The following is a 25,625-nucleotide window of genomic DNA, read 5'->3' on the forward strand; positions in this document are numbered from 1 at the left end:
CTTAGTGAATTGATGATCTCGTTCGATTCGCCCGCATAGGCCAATCGACGCAAAGCTGGTGGCGATCACGGAAGCCGCGGCATTTCCTCCCGCGCGACACGCCAGATCCATGCTGTGATATCCGGTCTTTCTTCGATCATCTCAGCCAGCATTTTGTCGTAGTCTTCGCCGGCGCCGGGAGGCACAATGAACATAGCGACGGGAGCCGGGCGCTGTTCCGGCAGGGTGACCGATACCACCGGCTGCTCTCGGGAGAGATTAAAGCGCAGGCCTTTCACGCTCTTTCTCTTCAGCCTTGAAAGCCGTTCCAGGAGATGTTCCTCATGGATGCTCTCGAACGGAATCCAGTTCTCGTTGACCACCATCATGGCTATTTCCTCGATGGAAGCGATCCCCGCGCCTGATATCCCGAAGGTCGCAATCATGATCAGATGGAAGTCTACTCTTGACCGCCACAGTTCGAGCTCCGTCTCGTATCTGGCACTCAACCGCTTCCATGCCCCTTCCTCGATCATAAACGGGAGGGGAAGGTGACGTATGGCGATTTTCTGGCCGCCGCGGGCCGCCGCGAACTCCTTGACCTCCGCCACGGTCATCATGAGTTTCCGCGCTCCGGCACCGGAAGTATAGGCAGGAGCCAAGGCCGCCGCTCGGCGGATGGCTATTCCCTCCCGGTCCTCCTGATGAAACACTTCCGGCACGAACAGAATGTCGCTCAACGGTCCGCCGCGTACGGTCATCTGCGAGGCCGCGTTCATGAGGCTTGAGCGGACTCGGCCCCAGCCACGTTTGCCGGTCCACGATGAGCGCCATTCCGTCAGTTCCCCTGCTTCCCAGAGATAGTGCAGGACGGCGCGCAACGAGAGCTTCTTTGACTCGCTGCGTAGAGCCGCCTCAGACGCCTCCGTTGATGATGCTATTGTGCTGCGAGCCCCGTTCTTCGTCAGGGGAAAATCGAGCTTCAGGGCGGCCTTTCCACTCTCATCGATCCGGATCCCATTGCCGATCAAGGACCCCAGGCCTGATAATTCGTAGGGCGGTTCGTAGGACGGGCATGCGGGGGCATGGTCCCGTCCGGAAAGCGGCATGCGCTTGATGACATAGAGCTCATCGACGCGCGCAATGTACATGGGAAGCGGCGGGTTTTTGCATCGGCAAAGTGGCCGCAGCTTCTGCGCGTAAGCCTGTTCGAGGCGAGTCGGAAGCTCGGGAGCGTCTTCATCGAACGTCTGCTCGCCAATCAAAAACTGTCGCACATCGCTTCCTTGATCATCTCGCCGGACCGGCTCACCAAATCACGGCAAAAGTAGCACGGGCTTCCACGATTATACTAGCGCAAAATAGGCAGTATGTTGCTGGAGCAGGTGCATCAGACCGGCCTTGGCGTCGCACGCTCGATGCCGAGGCGATCTGCTCGATCTCGTGCGCGAAACCTGCGGGCTGATCGACTTCCGCGACCTCGCCGACGAGGCACAGCATTTCCTCGGTCTTCCTTCAACCGAACCGGCGCAGCCCCGCTCGCGCGGCACCCTTAACCCTCCGCCAGGGGTAGTTTCCTCGAGGGAAATCACGGTGAAGTTGCGGATCGGGAGCTCGATCCGGACATACGAGCTCCTAAAGGTCCTGCCAGATCAGGGATTTGATAGGCTCGATATTGCCGACGCATATCTGATTGCACTTGGAAGGCTTCCGCCCCATCATCGAAATCCGACCATCGCCTCATGGCGCAGGCGGTCGCGGTGGGAGCGCATTTCGTTTCGGAGGACCAGAATGTGCCGCTTTACGGCATGGCGTTGCTGACCTGTTCGGGTCCTTCAACTTCCCGTGGTCCGACTTGGTAATAGATTTGTATGCGCATCCGGCCTATTCGCTGGAATGGGCTCTATTTCGCCCACGAGTGGCTCACTGCGCTGCAGTCTTTGCGTGAGGCGTGACGATCTCTTGCGCGGCAGCGCGCGCCATTACCTGCCCAGTGATCACGTCGGGTCGCGGACGGCAGACGCAACCTTGGTCGGCCTGTAGCCCTTCCGATGCTTCCGGCGAGCAAGATCGAGAACATGCGCGACGGCTTCCTGTTCGGTTCCGAACACGTCGGTCCTCTCGCCGCCACGTCTGCCGATCCGTCCCCAACTGCGCAAGACCGCGGTTTCGCCGAACAACGTCGGCTCGATTGCAAGCGTATAATAGCGCGCCATGTTGCGGCTGGCATCGATGCGCCGGCAGTGGAGGTGGAACGACATTCGGGTCATGCCGGAAATCATTCCCGTGGGGACCGACCCTGTCCAACGAGAGTTTTGAATCCTTTGCAGCCGATGGATTCCGTTTTGTGATGTATTGGCACGTCACGGGCCTGCGAAGAACGCTCGACGAAGCCGGTCTCGGTCGCTCGAGGTTGCCGGTGTGCCAACGACTGGATGTCCGCCGGAACACTGGTCGAATCTGTCAATTGGGTGCCGGGGCGAGTCCGCGAAGGATCACATGTTCGATCCCCGAGCTGGCAGTTCCACCCGACATTCACACGGTTTGCAGTTGCCGATGCGGTCGCCGCGTCGGTCCCGCTGAGCGACAAAGTATGATGGGGCAGCAGTGAGCGACTCTCTTGCAATGGCCAGGAGCGGCGACGTCTTAGCGCCGAATGGTGGCGAGGCATTCCAACAGCCCGTAGTCACATCCCGCGCAGATCCGGACCCGGGGGCCATAATGGTTTGTCCTGCCCTGGGTTGCAATCTGGGGCCGTCCCGTACTTCATGCCGCCTTTTTAAGGGACCGGCCGCCATCAGCGTCAACCCGCAAGGGGTTCCCCTACGCTTGCGCTCCGGTGACGCCTGCGGCTCGGCCCCTTCTTCGGGCGCCATCGGGAATGGTCCCGAGCAACCGAAGGAGACAATACCATGGCCACCACGATCGCAATCCTCACCGCAAAGAGCGACGGCACCCTCGAAGGCATCTTCGCTACCATCCGGGTCAACGCCCCGATCGCCATCGTCCCGAACGCCAGCAAGGCGAGCGAGGAAGCTCCCGACTACCGCATCATCCACCGCAAGACCGGCTTCGAGATCGGCGCGGGCTGGAACCGCATCGCCCGCTTGACCGGCGAGGAATATCTTGCAGTGAAGCTGGAGGCTCCTGAAATCGGCGTGATCTTCGGCAATCTCGCACAAGCCCCCGGCGGCGAGCCGAACCGCAAGGTCATCCTCTGGAACAACCCGAACTGAACGACAGACAGTCGGCCTCGAGCGATCGAGGCCGACTTTCAGAATGCCTCTGCCGCGAGCCTTGTTGCTATTCGAGCCGTCAAGGGCATCGAGCCCGTTGCCGGCTTTTCCGGTGCCATACCGAGAGGGAAGGTCTGCTCAGTCCCTCCGAGGGTGCCATGGCGACATGCAGGCCTCAAGGACGAGCGGTGCCCCCAATTTTGTCTCCGCTCCGGTCCCCTCCGCTTTGGCAAAATCGGCTCCCCCACTCGCCGGCTCCGCCGGTTGCTTCGCAATCCCTGACCCCTGCATACCGCCATGACCGCAGGCGTCGTCTTTCACAAACGTCAAGGAGACGACAATGACCACTTGCATCGACGAAATCATCGCGCTGCTGCAGGCTGAGCTTCGGAACGCCGATACGGCCGAGCGTCGGCAGATCGAGAACGAGCTCGAACTGGCGCTGGCCGAACGTGAGGTGATCTGGGCCGAGCAGGACGGCCGCATCAAGGCTGAGCCTCCGTTCTGACGGAAGCTTAACGCCGTGCCCGTGAGCCACGCCGGCCGGATCGACCGGCCGCCAGGCTATCGTGGGTTTCACCCCTCGACACTCCCCGCCGGCTGATGCCGGAAACGGTCGCGTCCCCTTTGGGGCCGCGGGCCTCTTCTCTCTCTGACGTCCTATTTTACTCCAGCAAATCCGGCGTCAAGGACGGCGCGGTCTCCCCCAATTTTGCCGCAAGCGACAAAATCGGTTCCCCCGCTTGCGAGCCGCGTTCCGCGGTCCTTGACCCCTCTTTGCCGAGGAGTGGCCGATCTCCGTCATCAAGATGAAGGAGATCACATTATGACATCCGACCAGAACCTCATACTCTACAGCAAGCTTGCCGGTTTCCGGCTCGTCGTCCTCGCAAATCGCTTCGGCTGCGACACCGATTTCTCGCGAAAACTTCACGACCGTCTGATTGAAGGACTCGAGGCGGCAATCGCTCGAATCCAGATGATGATGGCATTGGAACGACGTGTTCTCACCGGAAAGGATGAAATCGCCGAATATCAGCTGCAGGGCGAGACGGAGATATTCGGGCGCTTCACCATCAATCTGCTGGACGACCTCGAAATCGATTTCGACACGCATGAATACCGCATCAATGGCAGCGAGTGGATCAACGCTTTGACGGCGGATGACGGCGGGGTCGATATCGCCTATCCGGAGCTGGTCGCGCTGCCCGAGATGCAGCTGAGCTCGCTGGCGCCGATCGTAAAGGAAATCACGCAGGAAACTGGAATTCTGGTTCATGCGGTGCGCGCCGTTCAATCCTCGTGGTAACGGCGCTTCGGATGCAGAGAGGCGGCGGACGCCGCCGCCTCCTACTGCCGATGCTCAGACATTGTGTCCAAAATTGCAGCATTGTTGCAAATATTGTATATTACAACAAATACAGCAAAAAAGGAAAACCACATGTCTAAATCAACTGGTTCCTATTCCACCAGCGATCTCTCGCGTAAGTCTGGCGACATCATCGCCGAGGCCCTGCGCCATCCAGTGACCATCACCCAGCGGAATAAACCCCGGCTGGTTCTCCTGAATATCGAAGACTACCAGCGGCTGATGAAGCAATCGGACCGGCGCACCGTCGGGATCATCGAAACGATGCCCGATGAACTGTTTGCCGAGTTCGAAAACGCCGTCGAGGCCTGCGCCGGCAAGGATGAGGCAGGCCGCTCATGAACTACGAGCTGATCCAGACCGCAAGCGTCATACGCTATCCTTACCTATGGGCGCGACAGGCTGGGCGTGGGGACGCAAGGAGCGGCCGGTCGTCGTGGGTGTGAGAATGCCGCGGCGGGACGGTGATCTGGCTCCCTTCTTTCCCGTCACTACCAAATAGCCGGAGGCGTCGCGGTTTGCTGTGGAAGTGCCAGCGACCGAAAAGCGCCGCGCCGGCCTCGATGCCGATCGCAGGCTTTGGATCATCTTCGATGAGTTCAATACCGACATCGTTGGAAACTCATTCTATCTTGAGCCCGAGCCGCCGACCGGACGCTTCAGCAAAGCCTTCTTCCCGCCGCTGCTGCACGAATTCATCAGTCGCCGCAAGTCGGCCACGGAGGTCAGCCGATTCCGCTGGCCTTTGGCGCGTGATAGCCTCGTTACCGCTTGGCCTGCTGCAGCTGTCGCAAATAGTCTCCGCCGCTCGGCGCGTCGACTTTTCGAGCTTCTCCTACCCGTTGGCTCCGATCCGCCCCAGCTACGCACCAGCGATACCTTCCACTATCGTCGGCAGGATCGATAAAGGCGCCAGCCTGCAAGGACGAGGTGCAGGATCAACCGTCACTCACGGCCCCGGTTTGACGAAACGGTTCGCCTTGGCTGCTGCATTCATGTCCTTCCGCCGGAAGTAGATCGCCCGTCCGCAGCGGATCGGGGGATGGCCCTGCACGATGATGATCTGCTCGTCCTTGCGCATCGATTGGGTGATCTCGTGCGGCATGATCAACGGCCGGCGCTGGAAATTGACACTCTCGGACTTGCGCGTGCCGCCGTTTTTTGTGTCCCAGCCGATGTTGCGGGATCGGCCCTGAACCTCGACGGTCATTTCCCCGCATTGGGCAGAGACGTTCCGGGCGGTATCAAGCGCCTTGATCGCAGCGTAGCTGGCAAAGGCGCAGCCATCGATCCACGAGGTGGCGCCGTCTTTTCCAAAATGCCGCTCCATCTGGCCGACCGATTGATACATCAACATCATCGTGATCCCGTACTTGCGGCCGCGGTCCCGCGCCTCCTCCAGAATGCGCATGTAGCCGAGCAGATCGACCTCATCGAGCATGAAGAGTGCCCGGCGGCTGAAGGCGCCGTCGGCCTGGATCATGGCGTTGATCAGAGAGCCGATGATGACGCGCCCGATGCCCGGATAGGAGCGCAGGATCGATGCCGGGATATTGAGGAATACGTCCGTCCCGCCAGCGACGATATCGCTCGACCTGAAGGCATTGCCGCAGACGAGCGCGGCGTAACTATCCAATGAGAGCCATTGCGTGTCCTTCGACGCCGTCGAATAGACACCCGAGAAGGTCTGTTCGGTCATGTTGGTGAAGACGCCGAGCGTTTCGCGGATGAAGGCAGATTCCGAGTGTTCTTGAATGTCGCGCAGCATGGCGAGCACCGACGGCTCCGGCTCGGAAACGATCTGGCGCAGGCTACGCAGGTTCCGCCGGCCGGCATATTCCGGCGACAACATGACGTGGGCGAGCAGACCGGTCAGGAGATTGTGCGCCTGGTTCTGGAAGTAGGAGCCGGTCGAGGATTCGAAGCGCAGGCTTTCGGATAGAAGCATGTGGGCGATGCCGACGATATCCTCCTCCTTTTGTTTCGATGCCTCGATGCCGTCCAGCACGTTGAAGCCCATGATCGGATTGGTCGGATCGAGCACCATGACCTCGCGTCCGAGGGTGCGGGTGCGGTGTTCGAGCACCATCGGTGCGACTTCGGTGGAAGGGTCGAGGCAGATCAGAGGACCGGTATAACGCAGCGCGGTCGGCAGGACGTTGCTGGTCGTTTTGTATCCGCCCGATCCGGCAAAAAACAGCATATGGGTGGAATCGAAGTCTTGGCTGTAGGTCAGCAACGGCGCCTTGCCGCCCTGTCCCCACGTGTTGCGATCGTTCGGATCGAACGGCAGCTCATGGACGATTTCCTTGTCAACGCGATAGCGTTCGCCGACGACGATTTCGCCATCGGGCGGAAAGAGCTTTGCCACCGCCGACATCGAAAGCCAATCCGCATCGCCGAATGTTCCGCCCTTTGCACGCCTGACCTGCTCGGGCACGACGACAGAGATACGGGCGGCGACCGCCACGGTCATGAAGCCCGCCAGCGCGCCGATGACTGCAACGAAATCCAGATAGGAAAGCGCCCGATCCCATGAGACCGTGCCGCTCTCCACCGATGGCGCGAGACGTCCATATTCCCGCAAAACATAGAAGCTGGACATGACGAGAAAGCACAGGAGACTGGCGACGGCTATCGACCGCCGGCGATGCAGCGGCAACGCCCAGACGATCAGAAGACCAGCGAGCGGCCCGAACAGAAGCGCCGGCACCGGTGCGGCCCGCATGAACCAATATTCGGATTTGCCAGAAAGGCCGTGGGCCAGTGCCGGCCATCGCCACCCGGTGATATAGACAGCTATGGCGGTGACCGCGACCGGCACGAGAACGAGCAGCAGGCCCGGATGCAAGCGGCACTTCAGCGCCATCCGGAGTTCTCCTCGACGCATGGCGAAGAAGGATCGAACAAAGGGGCCTTGAAAGCCTCTTCGCCGATATCGCGCAACCGCCTATGTTCCGCTGAACCCGGTATTACTCTCGCCAGCTCGGTGAGGCCGCCGAGCAGAAATGCCCGGTCGGCCTTTGACAGGCCGGCTTTGACGACGATACCGCCAAGCAGGAATTTCTCGCGCGCTTGCCTCTTCCGGTCAGCCGTCATGTGAAACCTCCGACTGCGTTCCAGTCCCATCATCTGCCGGTCGACGTGTTTGAGGAGGTGCGCCATCAGGCTCTCTCTTTTCCTCTTTGCGAAATCGCGCAGCGATCTCTTCGAAAATCGGGTCGATCTCCTCGTCGGCGATCTCCATTTCCGCCAGCCCGGACTTCATCGCCGCACGGGCAAACCGCTCGGCGGATTTAACGATCAAACTTCTCCTGCGTTCTCTGAGCTTCTCGATCTGGGCATCGAGATCAGAAATCGATGACTTGACGACCACTGTTGGACTCTCCCTTCCTCAAAATCACCTGAGCAATACGATTATACTAACTAGAATTAAGCAGTTAAATAGCCTATTTTGCACCAACCCGAAAATGTCGGGGCTGGAATTCCGGCTGATGATCGTGCCCCGGCAAAAGCGGCATCGGCCTTGGCAGGCCGATCGGTTTGAGGGCGCAATATACGTCGCTGGCGCGACGTGCGCGCATGAGGTGGAGACGGCAGTGGCGATCATGTTCGTCAGAGCGCAGGTGATCGGCAGGGGAGGGGGACGCAGCATCGTCTCGGCTGCCGCCTATCGTCATCGCACTCGGATGATGGACGAACAGGCTGGAACGTCGTTCAGCTATCGGGGCGGGGCGTCCGAGCTGGTGCATGAAGAGCTGGCGCTACCGGACCAGACGCCGGATTGGCTGCGCGCGGCCATCGACGGTCGCACCGTTGCAGCGGCGAGCGAGGCGCTGTGGAACGCAGTCGATGCTTTCGAGAAACGGGCGGACGCGCAGCTCGCTCGCGAGCTGATTATCGCCTTGCCGGAGGAACTGACGCGGGCGGAAAACATCGCACTGGTGCGCGAGTTCGTGAGGGATAATCTCACCTCAAAGGGCATGGTTGCGGACTGGGTGTTTCACGACAAGGACGGCAATCCGCACATCCATCTGATGACGACGCTAAGACCGCTGACGGAAGAGGGATTTGGACGCAAGAAGGTGCCGGTCACCGGCGAAGACGGCACGCCGCTGCGGGTCGTCACGCCGGATCGTCCGAACGGCAGGATCGTCTACAAGCTATGGGCCGGCGACAAGGAAACCATGAAGGCCTGGAAGATCGCCTGGGCGGAAACGGCCAACCGGCATCTGGCGCTTGCCGGCCATGAGATCCGGCTCGACGGACGCTCCTATGCCGAGCAGGGGCTGGACGGCATCGCTCAAAAACATCTCGGTCCGGAAAAGGCAGCATTGGCCAGGAAGGGCAGGGAACTCTACTTCGCGCCGGCCGATCTCGCCCGTCGCCAGGAGATGGCCGACCGGCTGCTGGCCGAACCGGAGCTTCTGCTGAAGCAGCTCGGCAACGAACGCTCCACCTTCGATGAGCGCGATATCGCCAAGGCGCTGCATCGATACGTCGACGATCCCTTGGTCTTCGCCAATATCCGCGCGCGGCTGATGGCATCGGACGATCTCATCATGCTGAAGCCGCAGCAGATCGACGCCGAAACGGGTAAGGCGAGCGAACCCGCCGTCTTCACCACGCGCGAGATCCTGCGCATCGAATATGACATGGCGCGGTCGGCGCAGGTTTTATCGGAACGTCGCGGTTTTGCCGTTTCGTCACGGCATGTCGCGGCCGCCGTCAGACACGTCGAGACCGGCGATCCCGAAAAGCCTTTCAAGCTCGATGCAGAACAGGTCGACGCCATTCGTCATGTCACCGGCGACAATGGCATTGCCGCGGTGGTCGGCCTTGCCGGCGCCGGCAAGTCGACCCTGCTTGCCGGCGCCCGTGTTGCCTGGGAACACGATGGCCGCCGGGTGATCGGTGCAGCACTTGCGGGGAAGGCGGCGGAAGGACTGGAGGATAGTTCCGGCATCAGGTCGCGAACACTCGCCTCCTGGGAACTCATCTGGGCCAATGGACACGAGACGCTTCACCGCGGCGATGTGCTGGTTATCGACGAGGCCGGCATGGTGTCGTCGCAGCAAATGGCGCGTGTGTTGAAGATTGCCGAAGAAGCCGGCACGAAAGTCGTGCTGGTCGGCGATGCGATGCAGCTCCAGCCGATCCAAGCGGGTGCGGCGTTCCGGGCGATCACCGAGCGGATCGGTTTTGCCGAACTCGCCGGCGTGCGCCGCCAGCGCGACGATTGGGCGCGCGAGGCCTCGCGACTGTTCGCCCGTGGCGAGGTCGAGAAAGGTCTCGACGCCTATGCGCAGCAGGGTCACCTTGTCGAGGCGGCGACGCGCGACGAAATCATCGGGCGGATTGTTTCCGACTGGACGGATGCCCGTCGCGCGCTCGTTCGGGAAACTGCCGAAGGCGCAAACACGACCCGCCTTCGCGGCGACGAACTGCTTGTGCTTGCCCATACCAATCAAGACGTGAAGCGTCTGAACGAAGCGCTGCGATTGGTGATGACGGACGAGGGCGCGCTGGGTGAGAGCCGCTCATTCCGGACCGAACGCGGGGCGCGGGAATTTGCCGCCGGCGACCGCATCATCTTCCTGGAGAATGCCCGTTTCCTCGAGCCCCGTGCTCCCCGTCTTGGTCCGCAATATGTCAAGAACGGCATGCTCGGCACGGTCGTGTCCACCGGCGACAAACGTGGCGACACATTGCTTTCGGTGCGTCTCGACAATGGTCGTGATGTCGTCATCAGCGAGAACAGCTATCGCAATGTCGATCATGGCTACGCCGCGACCATCCACAAATCACAAGGGGTCACCGTCGAGCGAACCTTCGTGCTTGCCACCGGCATGATGGACCAACATTTGACCTATGTGTCGATGACCCGCCATCGCGACCGGGCCGATCTCTATGCCGCAAAGGACGACTTTGAAGCGAGGCCGGAATGGGGCAGGAAACCACGTGTCGATCATGCCGCCGGCGTCACCGGTGCGCTTGTCGAAACCGGACAAGCCAAATTCCGACCGAATGATGAGGATGCCGACGACAGTCCCTATGCCGACGTGAAGGCGGATGACGGAACCCTTCATCGTCTCTGGGGTGTGAGCCTGCCGAAGGCGCTCGAAGAAGGTGGGGTCTCGCAAGGCGATACAGTGACCCTGCGCAAGGACGGTGTCGAGAAGGTCAAGGTTCAGGTTCAGATCGTTGACGAGCAAACCGGCCAGAAACGGTTCGAGGAAAAAGAAGTCGATCGCAATGTCTGGACTGCCAAGCAGATCGAAACCGCCGAAGCTCGCCTGGAGCGCATCGAGCGGGAAAGCCATCGGCCGGAAGTGTTCAAACAACTCGTCCTGCGGCTGTCGCGCTCCGGCGCCAAGACGACGACGCTCGATTTTGAGAGCGAGGCCGGTTATCGCGCCCATGCTGACGACTTTGCCCGACGCCGTGGTCTCGATCATCTTTCTCAAGCTGCCGCCGGGATGGAGGAAAGCCTTTCCCGGCAGTGGGCGTGGATTGCGGAAAAGAGGGAGCAGGTGGCTGAGCTCTGGGAGCGGGCCAGCATGGCGCTCGGTTTTGCGATCGAGCGGGAGCGGCGCGTCTCCTACAATGAGGAGCGAATTGAAACGCAAACCGTCTCGGATGCCGATGCTGACCGTGCGCGGCATCTGATCGCGCCCACCACGGTCTTTGCCAGGAGCGTGGAGGAAGACGCTCGGCTGGCACAGCTTTCGTCGCCGGCGTGGAAAGAGCGGGAGGCGATCCTGCGGCCGTTGCTGGAGAAGATCTATCGTGACCCGGATGCGGCGCTGTCAGCGCTGAACGCGCTTTCATCGGATATGAGCATCGAACCTCGCAGGCTTGCCGACGATCTTGCCGCAGCACCGGATCGGCTTGGCCGGCTGCGGGGTTCTGATCTCATCGTCGACGGTCGTGCCGCCCGCGACGAACGAAATGCCGCGATCACCGCCTTGACGGACCTGCTGCCACTCGCACGCGCCCATGCCACCGAGTTCCGAAGAAACGCCGAGCGGTTCGAAAGCCGCGAGCAACAGCGTCGCACCCATATGTCATTGCCGATCCCGGCGCTCTCGAAGACAGCGATGACACGTCTTGCGGAAATCGAGGCGGTGCGCAGGCAAGGTGGTGACGATGCCTACAAGACCGCCTTTGCGCTTGCCGCCGAAGATCGCTCGTTCGTCCAGGAGGTCAAGGCGGTCAGCGAGGCGCTGAGCGCCCGCTTCGGCTGGAGCGCCTTTACCTCGAAGACCGATGCAGTTGCCGAACGCAACATGATCGAGCGCATGCCGGAGGACCTTGCGAGCATCAGCGGCGAGAAGCTGATTCGGTTGTTCGAGGCCGTGAAGCGCTTTGCCGACGAGCAGCATCAGGTCGAGCGGCGGGATCGTTCGAAGATCGTTGCGGCGGCCAGTGCCGATCAGGGGATGGAGGCCGACAAGGAGAATGCCGCCGTGCTGCCCATGCTTGCCGCTATCACCGAGTTCAAGAACCCGCTCGACGAGGAGGCGCGCTCGCGTCTGCTCTCAGACCCTCTCTATCGCCAGCAGCGTGCCGCGCTGGCGGCCGTGGCATCAACGATCTGGCGCGATCCGGCCGACGCTGTCGGCAAGATCGAAGACCTGCTTGCCAAAGGATTTGCTGGCGAGCGCATCGCCGCTGCGGTGACCAATGACCCGGCCGCCTATGGTGCCTTGCGCGGTTCCGATCGCCTGATGGACCGGATGCTGGCCGCCGGCCGCGAGCGGAAAGAGGCGGTGCAGGCCGTGCCTGAAGCCGCCGCCCGCCTGCGCGCGCTCGGTTCGGCCTACGTCAATGTGCTCGATGCCGAACGCCAGGCTGTTGCCGAAGAGCGGCGGCGCATGGCGGTCGCCATTCCCGGCCTGTCGAAGGCGGCCGAAGAGGCGCTCATGCGGCTGACCGCCGAGGCGAGGAACAACGGTCGCAAGCTGAATGCATCGGCCGCTTCTCTCGATCCCGACATTCACCGGGAATTCGCCGCCGTCAGCAGGGCGCTCGATGAGCGCTTCGGCCGCAATGCCATCATTCGCGGCGAGAAGGATCTCATCCACCGCGTGCCACAGATGCAGCGCAATGTCTTCGAGGCGATGCAGGAAAAGTTGAAGGTTCTGCAGCAGGCGGTCCGCAGGGAAAGCAGCGAGCAGATCATCTCAGAACGGCGTCAGCGGGCCGTCAGCCGTGGTCGGGAAATTTAAAGTCCATCGAACGATAGACTATGCGGTCACCTGGAGCTTTGCCGCGAGCACGGGCTCGTAGGCTATCGAAATAGGCGGCATCAACCGGCTCAGTCGTCTCGGTTGAAGGACCTTCAAGCAGGAGATCACGCAAGTGCAGCCGATCTTTGTCATGACGGATCAACTCGCGGACGTATTCCCTGCCCGTGCCATAGCCTCACCCGGCGATCTGCAGCTCGGCGAACTTCTTCAGGTCATCCAGCACGAAATATTCATAGCGGTCACGTTCATTTCCAAGCTTCCTCGATCTCATCGGCGCCCAGAAGTTTGAAAACGCGTACCCAAAAGGTGAAATCACCTGAGCGGCCGTCGTGGCGCGCGCATAGTGCGCACCAGGCGGCCGCCGTTTTCGCATGTTGTCCGTAAAGCGATCGGGTAGCAGTACTGATGTCCCCTACATCTGCATCACTCCAAAAATCCGGTGTCGCCGCAGCGCTGCCGGTTGAGAACCTTTTGAACGTTTCGCGCATTAAAAGCCCCGTTACCGTCCGGAAACAGGCCATCAAATTATGCCGGACGTCGATCCCACTGGGCCACGATCACGTGCCGTCCCTGGCAAATATGCGCTACGGCGCGAGATTCTCGCGCTCTCAACATTATGTTGTAACAAAACAGAAAGGCAAGTTATAAAATACCCGTAATGATAGCGCTCTGCGATTCTGTTGCGCATATTTTACAAGCCGAGGCGTGAGGTTTCAATCAAAATGAGGCAGTTCTCTGGCAGTTTTGTCGTATCAAAATCGATCGCGCTAAGGTCAGCAATTGGCGGGGCGAGACAATGAACGAACTTCTGGCGATCGTATCCCAAGACGCTGACTACTATTTGATGCTGTCATACATCTTGAAGGGCGCCGGATACAGGACGATGCTCGTCGATATTCCGATCGAGGCCGTGGCTACTGCCGAGGAGCGTGACGCTGCAGCCATCATCGTCGACTGCCAGCCGGGTTCACAAATTCTGGCTGATATCGCGTCGGGTCTGAAGGAAAGGGGACTTGCCAGCGACGTCACGCTGATAGCGCTCGTTGCCGAAAAGGCCGCCTATCTCGACATCCTGAAAGCCAACGTGGATGAGAGCTTTACAAGGCCAATGCCGCCGGAACGGCTTCTGTCTTACCTTCACGGTGCAATAGGCAATTCGGCTGCCGAAGCGGCTAGCCGCCTTGCTCCGATATTTGACGATGTGAAGCTTGACGTCAGCAGCCGGCGTGTTTTGGTGCGAGGCACGCCGGTCAATCTGAGCCCGATCGAGTTTCGTCTATTGAGTGCCCTTATGGGTGACGCGGGGCGCGTTCTCAGCCGTGCGGAACTGATAACCGTGGCCTGGCCACAGACAGTATTCGTGGAGCCGCGAACAGTCGATGTTCATATCGGCCGCCTCCGGCGCGCATTGAAGCGGGTCCTTGGCCGCGACGTGATCCGCACCGTGCCAAAGGAGGGATACGCATTCGACATCTCCTAAGGCATGTGAATTTCCGCGCGTTCACATCTTCACCGAAACGTCCCAAAAATTTGCTGTCGCCTTCGTTGCATAAACAATGAGCACGCGCATAGCGTGAAGACCATTGAACATTTGGAGCACAACATGCAAGAGGCAGCTTCGGGCGCCGGATCGGCGAAAGCATCCCACAGAAACACCGCGGGCCTGATCCGCCAAGCCGGTCCCCATTTCGCCGCCGCTCATCTCGACGGCCTGATGGCACTCTATGTCCATCCGTCTGACGGGCGAGCGGTGGAACTGCCGGTTGCAGAGGGCAAATCGGAGCGCGTCATTGACTTCGTTCGCTGCTCGTATCTCGGGCTCGACAATCATCCCTCAATCATCGAAGGCGCAATCGAGACCGTTCGACGCTACGGGACTCTGCATTGGTCGTGTGCCCGCACGAGGCTCAATTTTGCAGCCCTCGGAGACCTCGAAGATGCTCTTTCTGATCTCTTCGGCGCGAGAGTGATTACCTACACAACTGTGCTTGCCGCCAACTTGAGCGCGCTTCCGCTGATTGCGTCGGGAGACCTTACCGGCGGCACAAAACCGGTCATGGTATTCGACCGGCTTGCACATGCGACGCTTGCCTTCAATAAGCCCGTCGTTGCCGAAGAATGCGAGGTCCGCACGATCGGCCACAACGATCTTCAGGCGCTTGAAGATATTTGCCGCCAGAACGTTACGGTTGCCTATGTTTGCGACGGTGTGTATTCCATGGGCGGCTGTGCCCCGATCAAGGAGTTGCGCGAGCTTCAGGCGCGATACGGCATTTTCCTTTACATCGATGATGCTCACGGCATATCGATCTTCGGAGAAAGAGGCGAGGGCTTTGCGCGTTCGCAAATGCCCGAGGGTCTCGGCGAGCGGACGATCATCGCAGCCTCGCTCGGCAAGGGCTTCGGAGCCTCAGGCGGCATGCTGATGGTCTCAACCGAGTTTCAGGAAGAGATCTTCCGGCGCTTTGCTCTCGCGCACGCCTTCTCGGCCTCAATCAATGTTGCCGCGATTGGTGCAGCTCTCGCCTCCCAGATGATCCATCGCACACCGGAGCTAGGCGTGCGGCAAAAGGTGCTCGCAGAACACATTTCTCTTTTCGACGAACTGGTGCCGACCGTACAGGCGGGATCCCGACTGCCGATCAGAACGATCGTGATCGGTGACGAGCTTGCGGCAATCGGCGCTGCCAGACTGGTGCTTGATTCCGGCTACTATACATCGGCCATTTTCTTCCCTACCGTGGCCAAGGGAAGGGCAGGACTGCGAATATGTCCGACTGCCGGCCACACGGCTGCCGAGGTGCACGACGTCGCAATTGCCATCAACCGTGCTCTCAAGAGGTAGAGATCCGTCTCGGCCCCCGGACAGCAGCGCCGGCCCGGGGGCGGATCGTCATCGGATCCAGGCATTCCAACGCTCGAGCATCATCGAGGCGTTGTCGTTGATCCATTTGGCGTCCGGGATGACGATGTAATCCCGGATATCATTCTCGCTGGGAAGTGCCGCGCGTGCAGCCGGAGACATCAAGTCGATCGCCTTCCGGCTCGGTGGCGTGCAAAGGAGTTCCTCGCACACCCTGGCCTGCGCCTCGGGATGATCAAGCCAGTAGGCGATCAACTTCAAGGCGTTCGCGCGATTCGGCGCATCCTTGATAATCGTCAATCGGTCGCCGACGAGGAACGAGGCCTGCTTGGACCAAGCGATCTGACGTCCTTCCGCCTTCAGAGTATTTGCGCGCGTCAGCCAAATCTGCCCAATGCTGTAATCGCCGTTTCGAAAGCCCTGAATGCTCTGGTCACCGGTCTTCCACCAAAGCGATATCGCCGGGCGAATCTCGTCGAGCTTGTTGAGGGCGCGATCGATGTCGAGCGGGAAGAGTCTATCGCGCGGAACACCATCGGCGAGGAGCGCTGCAGCCATCACCCGCCACGGATCGTCGAAATTTGGAAACGAGCGACCACCGGGAAATTTTGTCTGGTTCCACATATCGGCCCAGCTCAACGGATCCCCATCCTTGAAGGCAGTCGGATCGTAGGCCATCAGCGTTGCGGTCGAAAAAAGCCGGGCCCCGGCACTGACGCAGGCATCCTCGACCAGATCTGGCCGGCCCTGGAAAGACGTGCAAAACTCCGTCAGGTCTTCAGATGTCAGCCGATGCGCGTCAGCGCTCGCCTGGATTTCGCCGTCCGGGTACAGGTCCCAGGTCACGTTGCCGGTCTTGACCATGGCCACAGCTTTCGCCCGCATCTCGGCATTCGTTGCGGCGACTGAAATAACCTTGATGCCAGTCTTTTCGGTGAACGGATCGAACCAGAATTTTCTAAGTGCGTTATCGTAGGCGCCCCCGGTGGTCGCAATGATGACCTGCTCCTCGGCTTGCGCCGCCCCCACTCCAGCAAGCATGAGGCAAGCCGCAAGCATTGGCTTGATCTTCGTCCGCTTTTTCATCGCGTGTTCCTTTGTCCCGACGAATGTGGCCACGTTAATCCTCCCCGCGGCCGGTAAGGAGATGAATGGTCCCCATGAGCAGCATCGATACCGCGACGAGCAGCGTCGAAACCGCCGCGATGACTGGCGTGAGATTGAAATCCATGTCCTCGAACATCTTACGGCTGATCGTTTTTCCGCCGGTATCGGAAATGAAGAAGGCAACTGTCGCCTCATCGAACGACGCTAGAAACGCAAAGACTGAAGCCGCAGCCACCGCCGGCGCGATGTTAGGAAGCACAATACTGAAAAAGGCGCGGCTCCGGCTTGCCCCGCAATTCAGTGCGGCAAGCTCGAGTGACGTGTCGAAGCGCTCGAGTGCCGCCGATACTGTGATGATCACGTAGGGAACCGCAATCACGGTGTGGGCGATAAGGAAGCCGAGAAAGTTGCCGGTCAGGCTGAGCGGTGAAAAAACCAGATAAAGGGCAACGCCAAAGACAACATGGGGAACGATCATTGGCCCCAGCGAAAATGCCTGCAGAAGGGTCTTCCCCGGCAGATTGCCGCGAACGAGCCCGATGGCGGCCAATGTCCCGATGACCGTCGAGGCAATTGTTGTCGCCAGCGCAATCTTCAGACTAAATATCGTTGCCGCGCGCCAGTCCGGATCGGATAGAAAGTCGATATACCAGCGAAGCGTGAAGCCCTTCGGCGGGAGCTCGATATAGCTGCTGTCGTTCAGGGAAATCGGGATGACGAGCAGCGTCGGCAGCACCAAAAAGAACAGGATTGCTCCGATAAGGAAACCTCCAATGAGCCGCAATGCCACTTTGCCGTAAGGTCGATGGGTGCTGTTGACACGAGGGGCGGCGAATGGGGCGATGGCTGCGGGTTCAGTTGACACTGTTCATTCCTTTGCTAACGGAAAGCGCCTTGCGGAACACAAGGACAAAGACCAGAGTGGTAGTCAGAAGGACGGTCGCGAGCGCTGCGGCAAATGGCCAGTCAAGCAGGACGGTGGTTTGCTGGCCGATCAGCGTTGCCATCATCAATGCTCCAGGCCCGCCGACGAGTGCCGGCGTGATATAAAAGCCGATCGCCAGGATGAAGCACATGACGCACCCGGCAAAGATTCCAGGCAAGCTGAGCGGCAAGGTCACGCGCAGGAAGGCGCCGATCGGCCCGGCGCCGAGATTGCGAGCGGCTTGGGCGTACTCGGCAGGAATAGTGCGAAGTGCGTTATGGATCGGCAGGATCATGAAGGGCATGAGAACATGCGTCATCGCAAGGATCACTGCACCTTCCGTATAGATGAGCTTCAACGGACTGCTAATGAGGCCGCTCTCGATCAGCAGGCCGTTAACGATGCCGTTTCGCTGCAACAGCACGATCCAGGCGTAGGATCGTACCAGCACCGAGGTCCATAGTGGCACGAAAACCGCGGCCGCTACGATCATCGCGATCTTGCCTTTGGCACGCGCCATGAGAAAGGCAACCGGATATCCAAGCAGCAGGCTCGCCACTGTTACGATTGCGCCCGTCTGCAACGTGCGAAGCAGGACTTCCATGTAGAGTGGCTCGGCGACGATCCGCTCGTAATGCTCCAGCGTGAATCCCGGCGTCATTAGGCTCAAAGAGACGAGCCGCCCGATTGGATAGATGAAGCCGACAGTCAGTAAGAGCATCAACGGCGCAATCAGCAGGAACGTCAGTGCGTGCGAATACTGCCGCGCCGAGTGTGAGAAAAACCAGCTTGCTGGGTGGGTTGGCGCAAGGGGTAAATTGTCGACCGTCATTGTCATTTCATGCCTCCGCGACCGAAAAGAGCCGTAGGCCGTCGCCTTCGGCAATGACGTCCACGAGGCCCCCCATTGCAAAGGGCACCCTCTTTCCATCAGCAGGGATCTGCACTTGAATGATCTCTCCGCTTCCGAAGTCGGAGCGAACGAGATGAAGGTCGAAAGAGCCCGCAAATACCGACGTTTCGATCCGGCCGGGGAGGGCGTTCTGTCCCCCTGCGCCGCGCGGTGCAAGACCAAGGCGCTCCGGCCGTAGCGCGAGCCGAACGCGATCACCTATCTTTGCCGAATCCTTGAAACCATGGGCAGCACCGGGCGCATCAATGAGCACGTTGTCACCCAGTCTGATCGTATAGCGGCCAGCGGCCTCGCCCAGGAATTCTCCGGTCAGGAAGTTCATCTTGCCGATGAAATCGGCGACAAAGGCACTCTGCGGATTACAGTAGAGGTCCGCCGGGGTTCCGAGCTGCGCCAGTTGCCCCTTTGCCATGACAGCAATCCGGTCGGACATCGTCAACGCCTCCTCCTGATCGTGCGTCACATAAATGACCGTGGCACCGAGGCGTCGCTGAAGCTGCTTGATCTCGATCTGCATGGATTCGCGCAGCTTCTTGTCCAGTGCCCCAAGTGGCTCGTCCATCAAGAGAACAGGCGGTTCGGACACGATTGCTCGCGCGACCGCCACCCGCTGCTGCTGGCCGCCGGAAAGTTCATGGGGATAGCGTTTGGCATAGTCCGGAAGTTGGACGAGGTCGAGCGCACGGCCAACCCGCTCTGCTCTAAGGTCCTTGCGGATGCCGCGCATCTTCAGGGGAAACGCAATATTTTCGGCGACGGTCAAATGCGGGAACAAGGCATACCGCTGGAAGACCATCCCGATATTGCGACGATCGGGTGATACGGCGGTGACATCCCGCCCGTCGATGATGATGCGTCCGGCAGACGGGGTTTCGAAACCGGCGATCATTGTCAGAAGCGTCGTCTTACCCGACCCGGACGGACCGAGGACAGACAGGAATTCGCCTGCCGGAACATCCAGGGTCACTGCGCCAACGGCAGTCTGGCTGCCGTAGGTCTTGCCTATGCGATCGATAAAAACAGGCGCACCAATCAAAATGAAATCTCCTTATTTGCGTGCTTTGCCACGCATTGACCCCTCCCGGCTCCGCTCGTGCGGCGCCAGGTGCTTTGAGTGTCATGCCGGCAAGGCCGGCAGGTGTTCGGGCATGGCCTTCTCGGCCAACGCGTTGCTAATATTCGCGATGACGTTATGCTGTCACATTACGTCTCCGGTTTTTACGCAATTCCTTTTTGTTGCAACAAAAATGTGAAGATGTCAACGCACAGGGGTCAAGCTTGAACGAAAATACAACTGAAGAGGAATCGGCGGCGCCGGATTTGCAGTCTGGGCGCCTCAGCGACTTCGCTTATTCATCACTCAAGGAGCAACTCATACGCGGTGTTTACAAGCCCGGTCACAAGCTTCCGATCCGTTCGGTTGCCGAAATGCTGAGCGTTGGTGCTACGCCGGCACGCGAGGCGATCAACCGGCTGGTCTTCGAAGGCGCGCTCGTCATGGTAGGCCCTAAAACCGTCATCGTCCCGCATCTCGATCTTGCGGCGCTCTACGAAGTCACGCAGATGCGGCTTGCGCTTGAAGGCTTGGCGACGGAAAAAGGCGCGCTTCGCGCGACGACTGATGTAATCGATAAGCTATTGGCATTACAGGAGAAAATCACGCTGTCGCTCGGGGAAAAGCGCTACTCCGACGCGCTTCACGATAACAAGGAGTTCCACTTTACGATTTATCGGTTGTGCGAGATGCCACACCTCCTTTCGACCATCGAGGCGCTGTGGTTAAGGGTAGGCGCCTCGTTCCACGACCTCTATCCTGAGTTTGCTGAAGCAAAATACGGCGTCCACAACCATTTGGCCGCAATAGAGGGCCTGGTGGATAAAGACCCATCTGCGGTCAGGGCCGCAATGGAAAACGATATTCGAGACGGCTACCGGCGCCTGAAGAAGGCCGCGCAGGAGCGGTTCAAGCGACAATAGCGGCAACGGCGGATTTTTTTGTTGCAACTTCTTCGAGTTCATGATGTTTGTGATAACAAAATTATGAAGGGTTGCACCGCGACCCGCGTTGGCCGGAGAAGATCAAATGTTTCACCCTAATGTCCTTCGCACCGGCCGGGGATTTTCCCGGTCGAGGTCCGAACACTTCTTTAGAAAGGGTCGCCGCGTGTTTCCAACGGGGATCACGCGCGTCACCGTCGATCACGAGCCCAGCCCGCTCTACATTTCGCGCGGGGAGGGAGCCTATCTCATCGACGTCGACGGCAACCGCCTACTCGACCTAAACAATAATTTCACGACGCTGATACACGGCCACGGCTTCCTTCCAGTAGCCGACGCGGTTGCAGATTTGCTTCATCGCGGAACCTGTTTTTCCAATCCGACCGAGCATGAGATCACGCTGGCAGAGCTATTGATCGAGCGCATTCCGGCGATCGAACATATTCGTTTCGTCAACAGCGGGACCGAGGCGGTGATGTTTGCGATCAAAGCCGCCCGCGCCTTCACCTGCCGACCGGGCATCGCGCGGATAGAAGGCGCCTATCACGGCGCTTACGACTGGGCGGAAACGGGGCAGGCGGTGTCGCCGGCAATATGGAACGACCCACTGCGGTCGCCCGCTGTACCCGCCTACTGCGGAATGCCGTCTTCGGTAGGCGAGGAGGTGACCGTTATCCGCTTCAATGACATCGCGGATCTGGAGCGCCGGATTGCTTCGGCAGCCCCTTCGCTGGCCTGTATCTTAATCGATCCGATGCCGAGCCGAGCCGGGCTGATAGCTCCCGAACCGAGTTTTTTTGCCGCTGTCGAGGCGATTGCGAAGCAATACGGGATTCTCATCGTTGCCGATGAGGTTCTCAATCTGCGGCAGTCGTATACGGGGGCTTCGGCGCGCTATGGCCTGCAGCCTGATCTAATTGCCGCCGGCAAGATCATCGGCGGAGGTTTTCCTGTTGGGGCGATCGGTGGGCGCAAGGAGGTGATGCGTGTCTTCGCAAGTGACAGCGGCAAACCGCTGCTGCCGCAAGGCGGCACGTTTTCCGCAAATCCCGTATCGATGGTCGCTGGCAGGGTCGCTATGGAAGCGATGACGGATGGCGCTTTCGCTTCACTCGAGAGCCTTGGCGATCGCATCCGAGCCGGGCTTAGAAAAGAAATCGAGCGCTATGGTGCAAGCTTCAGTGTGACAGGAGCCGCATCCCTGTTTCGCATCCATCCGAAAGGAAAGCAGCCAACGGACTTCCGCGAGGCGTATCTGGCCCCGGAAGAGGCCGAGTTGATGGGCCGGCTCTCCGGGCACTTCCTCAATTGTGGCATCCTGCTTCCCAATGGCGCTGCGGCGTGCCTTTCGACGGCGATGACAACTGCCGACGGTGACGCGGTCATATCAGCCTTTGCAGACTTCCTTTCAATCCTCGAAGCAAATCCAACCGAAGCAGGCATGTAACCATGGCAACCGACATTTTAACCGTCGCCGGGCGTATCGCCCTTTCCCTCAAGAGGCACGACGTCACCCACATCTTTGCGCAGAGCCTGCCTTCGGCGGTTATCCTTGCGGCCGAAGCAATCGGCATCCGGCAAATCGCCTACCGACAGGAAAATATGGGAGGGACCATGGCAGACGGGTATGCGCGGTTGTCCGGCAAGGTCGGCGTGGTAGCAGCGCAGAACGGACCTGCCGCAACGCTTCTCGTTCCGCCGCTGGCCGAAGCGCTAAAGGCTAGCGTTCCGGTTGTTGCTCTCGTCCAGGATGTCGAACGAGACCAGGCTGATCGCAATGCATTCCAGGAACTCGATCATCTCGTCCTATTTCAATCCTGCACGAAGTGGGTGCGCAAGGTCCTCGTTGCTGAGCGCATCGATGACTATGTCGATGCGGCCTTCACGGCAGCCGCCTCGGGTCGGCCAGGACCGACAGCTCTCCTGCTCCCCGCCGACCTCTTGCGGGAGCAGATAGCACCTTCGCCCTTTCGTCGTGAGGCCGTGCTTGGCCACTGGCCACTCGATCGGTTGCGTCCGCGCGATAGCGACATCGAACGCGCGGCCTCGATGATCGCTGCAGCCCAGGCACCCATCGTCATCGCCGGAGGAGGCGTCCATGCGAGCCATGCCGCCGGCGAGCTTTCGGAGCTACAGGTCGAAGCCTCGCTCCCCGTGCTGACGACCAATATGGGAAAAGGCGCAGTCGACGAATACCACCCGCTGTCAGCTGGCGTTCTCGGTGCACTCGTGGGGCCGCGATCGCTCGGACGGCACACGCTTGCCCTTGTCGAAGAGGCCGATCTCGTCATTTTGGTCGGGACGCGAACCAATCAGAACGGCACTGACAGTTGGCGCCAAATCCCTCGGTCCGCATCAGTCATCCACATCGATGTCGATCCCACCGAAATTGGTCGCACATATGAGGCGCTCAGGTTGACGGGCGACGCGGCCGAGACCATCAGGGCGCTTCGAGGCGCACTTGCCCGACGCGATCTCTCTTACCGCGCATCGCAGTGCGATAAGTTGACGGCCAGGATCGCTGGATTCTGGCGCGCGTTTGACACTGAGCGACGATCTGTCGCTCGCTCGGAGAACAGTCCGATCCGTCCCGAGCGAGTCATGTCCGAGCTGCAGCAAATGCTGACGGCAGATACGACCGTTGTTTCCGATGCGAGCTACTCCTCAATGTGGATAGCCGGCCAGTTGCGGGCCCTTTCTCCCGGTATGCGCTTCCTGTCGCCGCGGGGCCTTGCTGGACTGGGGTGGGGCCTGCCACTCGCGCTCGGTGCGAAGGCGGCAAAACCCGACAAACCAGTTGTTGTCATCGTAGGGGACGGCGGTTTCGCGCATAGCTGGGCGGAGCTCGAGACCATGGTGCGAAGCAAGCTTCCGGTACTGATTATCGTGTTGAACAACGGGATCCTTGGCTTCCAACGTGATGCGGAAACTGTCAAGTTCGGCAGCTTCACGACTGCTTGCAGCTTCGCGGACGTCGATCATCGGCGGATTGCGGAAGCCTGCGGCTGCTCTGCAGTCCGCATCTCCGATCCCGCCGATCTTCCTGAATACCTTGAACGCGGTCTCTCTGGAGAAGGACCCTTGCTGATTGAGGTAATAACAGAGGCGGGCGCCCGTCCTCCCCTTTCGCTGTTTGCTGCTATGGATCACGCGGCATGAGCGCTGACCGCAGCCCACATGTTGCGGTTATCAGCGGTGGCACCACCGGGATCGGTCTTGCCACCGCGTTTCGCCTGCTGAAGGCGGGTCATCGGGTTGCCGTCTTTAGCCATGGTAAGGCAAGCGTCATGGCGGCAGGCGCCGCGCTTGCTGAGGCTTTTGGGCCAGAGCGCTTCCTCGCGAGAAGGGTTGATATCCGCGAACCGCCGGCAATTAGCGCCTTTTTCGGCGAAGTCGCCCGTGACTTGGGCGTGCCTGGAATCCTCGTCTGCAACGCGGGGATATCACCGAAAGGCCCCGAAGGCCCTCGTCACGTCGGCGACCTTCCGATTGAAGAATGGAACGACGTGCTCGCGGTCAACCTGACGGGGACGATGCTGTGTTGCCAGGCGGTTCTGCCAGCCATGAAGGAAATGAGTTATGGACGCGTTATATTCGTCGGTTCTCTTGCCGGCCGGACGAGACCACGGATCGCTGGCGCGAGTTATGCGACGTCTAAAGCAGCACTTTCAGGATTGTCCCGCGTGTTGGTCTCTCAATATGGTCCTTATGGCATAACATCGAATGTCGTGGCGCCAGGTCGCGTCCTGACGCCACTGACAGGCTCCCCGCAAAGCAAGATCAACATCGACGCGCTAGCCCGTATTCCGGCCGGTCGGCTAGGAGCTCCGGACGACGTCGCCGCAGTGATCGCGTTTCTGGCATCGGAGGATGCCGGGTTCGTCAATGGAGCCATTATAGATGTCAACGGTGGCGAGTTCGCGCCGAGCTGAGCTCGGTTCATCAGGCGAGAAAAAAGGCAATCGACATGGCTCCCGTCATTCTGGTTTGCTCGCAGAACGCCGAGCTTTATCTACTCCTTGCGCACATTCTGCGTAGCGAAGGTTTTGAAGCTCGTCTAGCAGCAAGTGACGACGATGTGGCGGGCGCCCGTACATCAGCAGAGCTTTCCGCCGTGATCCTGGATTGTGCGGGCTGGCCGAGCGATGTTGCGCCTCTATGCATGCTCCTGAAGAGCGCAGGGCTACCGGTGGGTGCACTCATCGGCGGCGATATGCGTGCAGAGCACCTGCAATTGATCAAGGCGGGCCTCGAAGCCATCACGCGTCCTTTGTCGCCTTCAAAGCTTCTCGCGTTTCTGCACGGCATAAAACCCCTGCCGCAGGCTGGAACCCTACCAAACTTTGCCGGTGCCGCCGAGATTGCCTTTGGGCCGCACGCGGTCGTGGTTTCAGGCAAGAGGGTAGCGCTTGCGCCTATGGAGATGAGAATCCTCAGGTTTCTGTTAGAAAGGCAGGGGCAGATCAGTACCCGCGAGCAACTCATTGAGGGCGTTTGGCGCGATCCGCACGCTGTAGAAAGTCGGACGGTCGACGTGCATATCGGCCGGCTGCGAAAAGCGTTTGCAGGACTCCGGGGCCTGCGAATTCGCACGATATATGGGGCGGGCTACGCTCTCGAGACCACCAGCATGTCTTAGAGCGGGATTGTTTTAGGTTTGTTCATATCCGGCTTCCTTGAAGTAGTTTTGGCATTCTTTCGGCGAGACGGTTTGAAGGGGAGCTGCCAGCGCGTCGTCGATGGCCTGTCGGGTTCGGGCCTGCGCCTACGCAGCTCGTGCTTGATCTTGGCAAGGAGCTTTTCGATCGGGTTGAGATCCGGAGAGCATTGCGGCAGGAAGAACAATCGGGCGCCGGCCTTCTAGCCTATGACAGGCTACCGCGGGACAGGCGACTGGATCTACAGGCAGGGTCCGAGCGGATCAGCGATAACAGGGAGCTGTCGGTATCTGCACGAATTGTTGCGCTTCCCGGCAAGCCGCAT

The 25,625-nt window shown here is 59.9% G+C and carries 22 protein-coding genes and 4 pseudogenes; 14 read left to right on the forward strand and 12 right to left on the reverse strand.

The genetic code is table 11. The annotated features are described in order from the left end of the window. Positions 1-65 precede the first annotated feature (65 nt). A complete protein-coding gene (locus tag N2600_RS28380) occupies positions 66-1,256 on the reverse strand; it encodes a DUF1173 domain-containing protein (RefSeq protein WP_170283132.1) in 1,191 nt (396 codons plus the stop codon). A gap of 148 nt (positions 1,257-1,404) precedes the next feature. On the opposite strand from N2600_RS28380, the pseudogene N2600_RS28385 reads away from it, so the two are divergent. Continuing rightward, positions 1,405-1,527, forward strand: a pseudogene (locus N2600_RS28385) (DNA primase); the annotation flags it as partial. Between the two features lie 449 nt (positions 1,528-1,976). Here the strand turns inward: N2600_RS28385 and N2600_RS28390 are convergent. Then, complete coding sequence (locus N2600_RS28390; protein WP_260299027.1) at positions 1,977-2,261, reverse strand: WGR domain-containing protein; 285 nt, start codon at positions 2,259-2,261, stop codon at positions 1,977-1,979. Positions 2,262-2,891: 630 nt separating this feature from the next. On the opposite strand from N2600_RS28390, the gene N2600_RS28395 reads away from it, so the two are divergent. From N2600_RS28395 to N2600_RS28415, 5 genes and pseudogenes are all read left to right on the forward strand, one after another. Beyond that, on the forward strand, positions 2,892-3,215 hold the full coding sequence (locus N2600_RS28395) for a DUF736 domain-containing protein (RefSeq protein WP_162116195.1): 324 nt from the start codon (positions 2,892-2,894) through the stop codon (positions 3,213-3,215). A 340-nt stretch (positions 3,216-3,555) separates the two neighbouring features. Continuing rightward, positions 3,556-3,723 carry a hypothetical protein gene (locus N2600_RS28400; RefSeq protein WP_170281847.1) on the forward strand — a complete coding sequence of 56 codons (168 nt, stop codon included), beginning with the start codon at positions 3,556-3,558 and terminating at the stop codon, positions 3,721-3,723. 318 nt (positions 3,724-4,041) lie between these two features. Beyond that, the gene (locus tag N2600_RS28405; protein ID WP_260299028.1) at positions 4,042-4,524 is read left to right on the forward strand and encodes a hypothetical protein; all 483 of its coding nucleotides are present in this window, start codon (positions 4,042-4,044) and stop codon (positions 4,522-4,524) included. A 132-nt stretch (positions 4,525-4,656) separates the two neighbouring features. Continuing rightward, positions 4,657-4,926: a type II toxin-antitoxin system prevent-host-death family antitoxin gene (locus N2600_RS28410; protein WP_162116387.1), complete on the forward strand. Its 270-nt coding sequence runs from the start codon at positions 4,657-4,659 to the stop codon at positions 4,924-4,926. Beyond that, positions 4,923-5,323: pseudogene (locus tag N2600_RS28415) on the forward strand (hypothetical protein); the annotation flags it as partial. The gene N2600_RS28410 and the pseudogene N2600_RS28415, both read left to right, overlap by 4 nt. A 210-nt stretch (positions 5,324-5,533) precedes the next feature. Here the strand turns inward: N2600_RS28415 and traG are convergent. The 3 genes from traG to N2600_RS28430 are packed head-to-tail and all read right to left on the reverse strand — an operon-like array spanning position 5,534 to position 7,960. Beyond that, positions 5,534-7,453 (reverse strand): Ti-type conjugative transfer system protein TraG, encoded by a 1,920-nt coding sequence (gene traG, locus N2600_RS28420; RefSeq protein WP_260299029.1) that lies wholly within the window; start codon positions 7,451-7,453, stop codon positions 5,534-5,536. Next, the gene (locus tag N2600_RS28425; protein ID WP_162116198.1) at positions 7,444-7,683 is read right to left on the reverse strand and encodes a conjugal transfer protein TraD; all 240 of its coding nucleotides are present in this window, start codon (positions 7,681-7,683) and stop codon (positions 7,444-7,446) included. Before N2600_RS28425 ends, traG begins: the two co-directional genes overlap by 10 nt. Then, positions 7,673-7,960: a TraC family protein gene (locus tag N2600_RS28430; protein ID WP_162116199.1), complete on the reverse strand. Its 288-nt coding sequence runs from the start codon at positions 7,958-7,960 to the stop codon at positions 7,673-7,675. Before N2600_RS28430 ends, N2600_RS28425 begins: the two co-directional genes overlap by 11 nt. Before the next feature lie 223 nt (positions 7,961-8,183). On the opposite strand from N2600_RS28430, the gene traA reads away from it, so the two are divergent. Beyond that, entirely contained in the window at positions 8,184-12,815 is a 4,632-nt protein-coding gene (traA, locus tag N2600_RS28435; RefSeq protein ID WP_260299030.1) for a Ti-type conjugative transfer relaxase TraA, read from the forward strand. Here the strand turns inward: traA and N2600_RS28440 are convergent. Further along, a pseudogene (locus N2600_RS28440) lies at positions 12,793-13,107 on the reverse strand (hypothetical protein). The gene traA and the pseudogene N2600_RS28440 sit on opposite strands and share 23 nt — an antisense overlap. Beyond that, positions 13,082-13,324 carry a hypothetical protein gene (locus N2600_RS28445; RefSeq protein ID WP_246709652.1) on the reverse strand — a complete coding sequence of 81 codons (243 nt, stop codon included), beginning with the start codon at positions 13,322-13,324 and terminating at the stop codon, positions 13,082-13,084. Before N2600_RS28445 ends, N2600_RS28440 begins: the two are co-directional and overlap by 26 nt. 308 nt (positions 13,325-13,632) lie before the next feature. Between N2600_RS28445 and N2600_RS28450 the strand changes: the two genes are divergently transcribed. Next, positions 13,633-14,316, forward strand: coding sequence for a winged helix-turn-helix transcriptional regulator (locus N2600_RS28450; protein ID WP_162116202.1), 684 nt, complete (start codon positions 13,633-13,635; stop codon positions 14,314-14,316). A gap of 123 nt (positions 14,317-14,439) precedes the next feature. After that, entirely contained in the window at positions 14,440-15,681 is a 1,242-nt protein-coding gene (locus N2600_RS28455) for an 8-amino-7-oxononanoate synthase family protein (protein WP_260299031.1), read from the forward strand. A 48-nt stretch (positions 15,682-15,729) separates the two neighbouring features. Here N2600_RS28455 and N2600_RS28460 read toward each other — a convergent pair whose 3' ends face one another. The 4 genes from N2600_RS28460 to N2600_RS28475 all read right to left on the reverse strand — a co-directional run bounded on the left by N2600_RS28460 (position 15,730) and on the right by N2600_RS28475 (position 19,680). Further along, a complete protein-coding gene (locus N2600_RS28460; protein ID WP_260299467.1) occupies positions 15,730-16,785 on the reverse strand; it encodes an extracellular solute-binding protein in 1,056 nt (351 codons plus the stop codon). A 34-nt stretch (positions 16,786-16,819) separates the two neighbouring features. Next, complete coding sequence (locus N2600_RS28465; RefSeq protein WP_260299468.1) at positions 16,820-17,590, reverse strand: ABC transporter permease; 771 nt, start codon at positions 17,588-17,590, stop codon at positions 16,820-16,822. 70 nt (positions 17,591-17,660) lie between these two features. Continuing rightward, positions 17,661-18,569 (reverse strand): ABC transporter permease, encoded by a 909-nt coding sequence (locus N2600_RS28470; protein ID WP_162116204.1) that lies wholly within the window; start codon positions 18,567-18,569, stop codon positions 17,661-17,663. A 1-nt stretch (position 18,570) separates the two neighbouring features. Next, positions 18,571-19,680 (reverse strand): ABC transporter ATP-binding protein, encoded by a 1,110-nt coding sequence (locus tag N2600_RS28475; RefSeq protein ID WP_222281698.1) that lies wholly within the window; start codon positions 19,678-19,680, stop codon positions 18,571-18,573. 242 nt (positions 19,681-19,922) lie between these two features. Here N2600_RS28475 and N2600_RS28480 point away from each other — a divergent pair, with 242 nt between their 5' ends. The 5 genes from N2600_RS28480 to N2600_RS28500 all read left to right on the forward strand — a co-directional run bounded on the left by N2600_RS28480 (position 19,923) and on the right by N2600_RS28500 (position 25,281). After that, positions 19,923-20,621 (forward strand): GntR family transcriptional regulator, encoded by a 699-nt coding sequence (locus N2600_RS28480; protein WP_260299032.1) that lies wholly within the window; start codon positions 19,923-19,925, stop codon positions 20,619-20,621. Positions 20,622-20,727: 106 nt separating this feature from the next. Next, positions 20,728-22,089, forward strand: coding sequence for an aspartate aminotransferase family protein (locus N2600_RS28485; protein WP_162116390.1), 1,362 nt, complete (start codon positions 20,728-20,730; stop codon positions 22,087-22,089). 2 nt (positions 22,090-22,091) lie between these two features. Further along, entirely contained in the window at positions 22,092-23,801 is a 1,710-nt protein-coding gene (locus tag N2600_RS28490) for an acetolactate synthase catalytic subunit (RefSeq protein WP_260299033.1), read from the forward strand. Next, positions 23,798-24,574 carry a 3-oxoacyl-ACP reductase FabG gene (gene fabG / locus N2600_RS28495; RefSeq protein WP_222350832.1) on the forward strand — a complete coding sequence of 259 codons (777 nt, stop codon included), beginning with the start codon at positions 23,798-23,800 and terminating at the stop codon, positions 24,572-24,574. The genes N2600_RS28490 and fabG overlap by 4 nt, the downstream gene beginning before the upstream one ends. Positions 24,575-24,609: 35 nt before the next feature. After that, the gene (locus tag N2600_RS28500) at positions 24,610-25,281 is read left to right on the forward strand and encodes a winged helix-turn-helix transcriptional regulator (RefSeq protein ID WP_260299034.1); all 672 of its coding nucleotides are present in this window, start codon (positions 24,610-24,612) and stop codon (positions 25,279-25,281) included. A gap of 12 nt (positions 25,282-25,293) precedes the next feature. On the opposite strand, the pseudogene N2600_RS28505 reads toward N2600_RS28500, so the two are convergent. Continuing rightward, positions 25,294-25,502, reverse strand: a pseudogene (locus N2600_RS28505) (transposase); the annotation flags it as partial. Positions 25,503-25,625 lie beyond the last annotated feature (123 nt).

The sequence above is a fragment of the Rhizobium sp. WSM1274 genome (assembly GCF_025200775.1).
Taxonomy (GTDB): Bacteria; Pseudomonadota; Alphaproteobacteria; order Rhizobiales; family Rhizobiaceae; genus Rhizobium; species Rhizobium leguminosarum_I.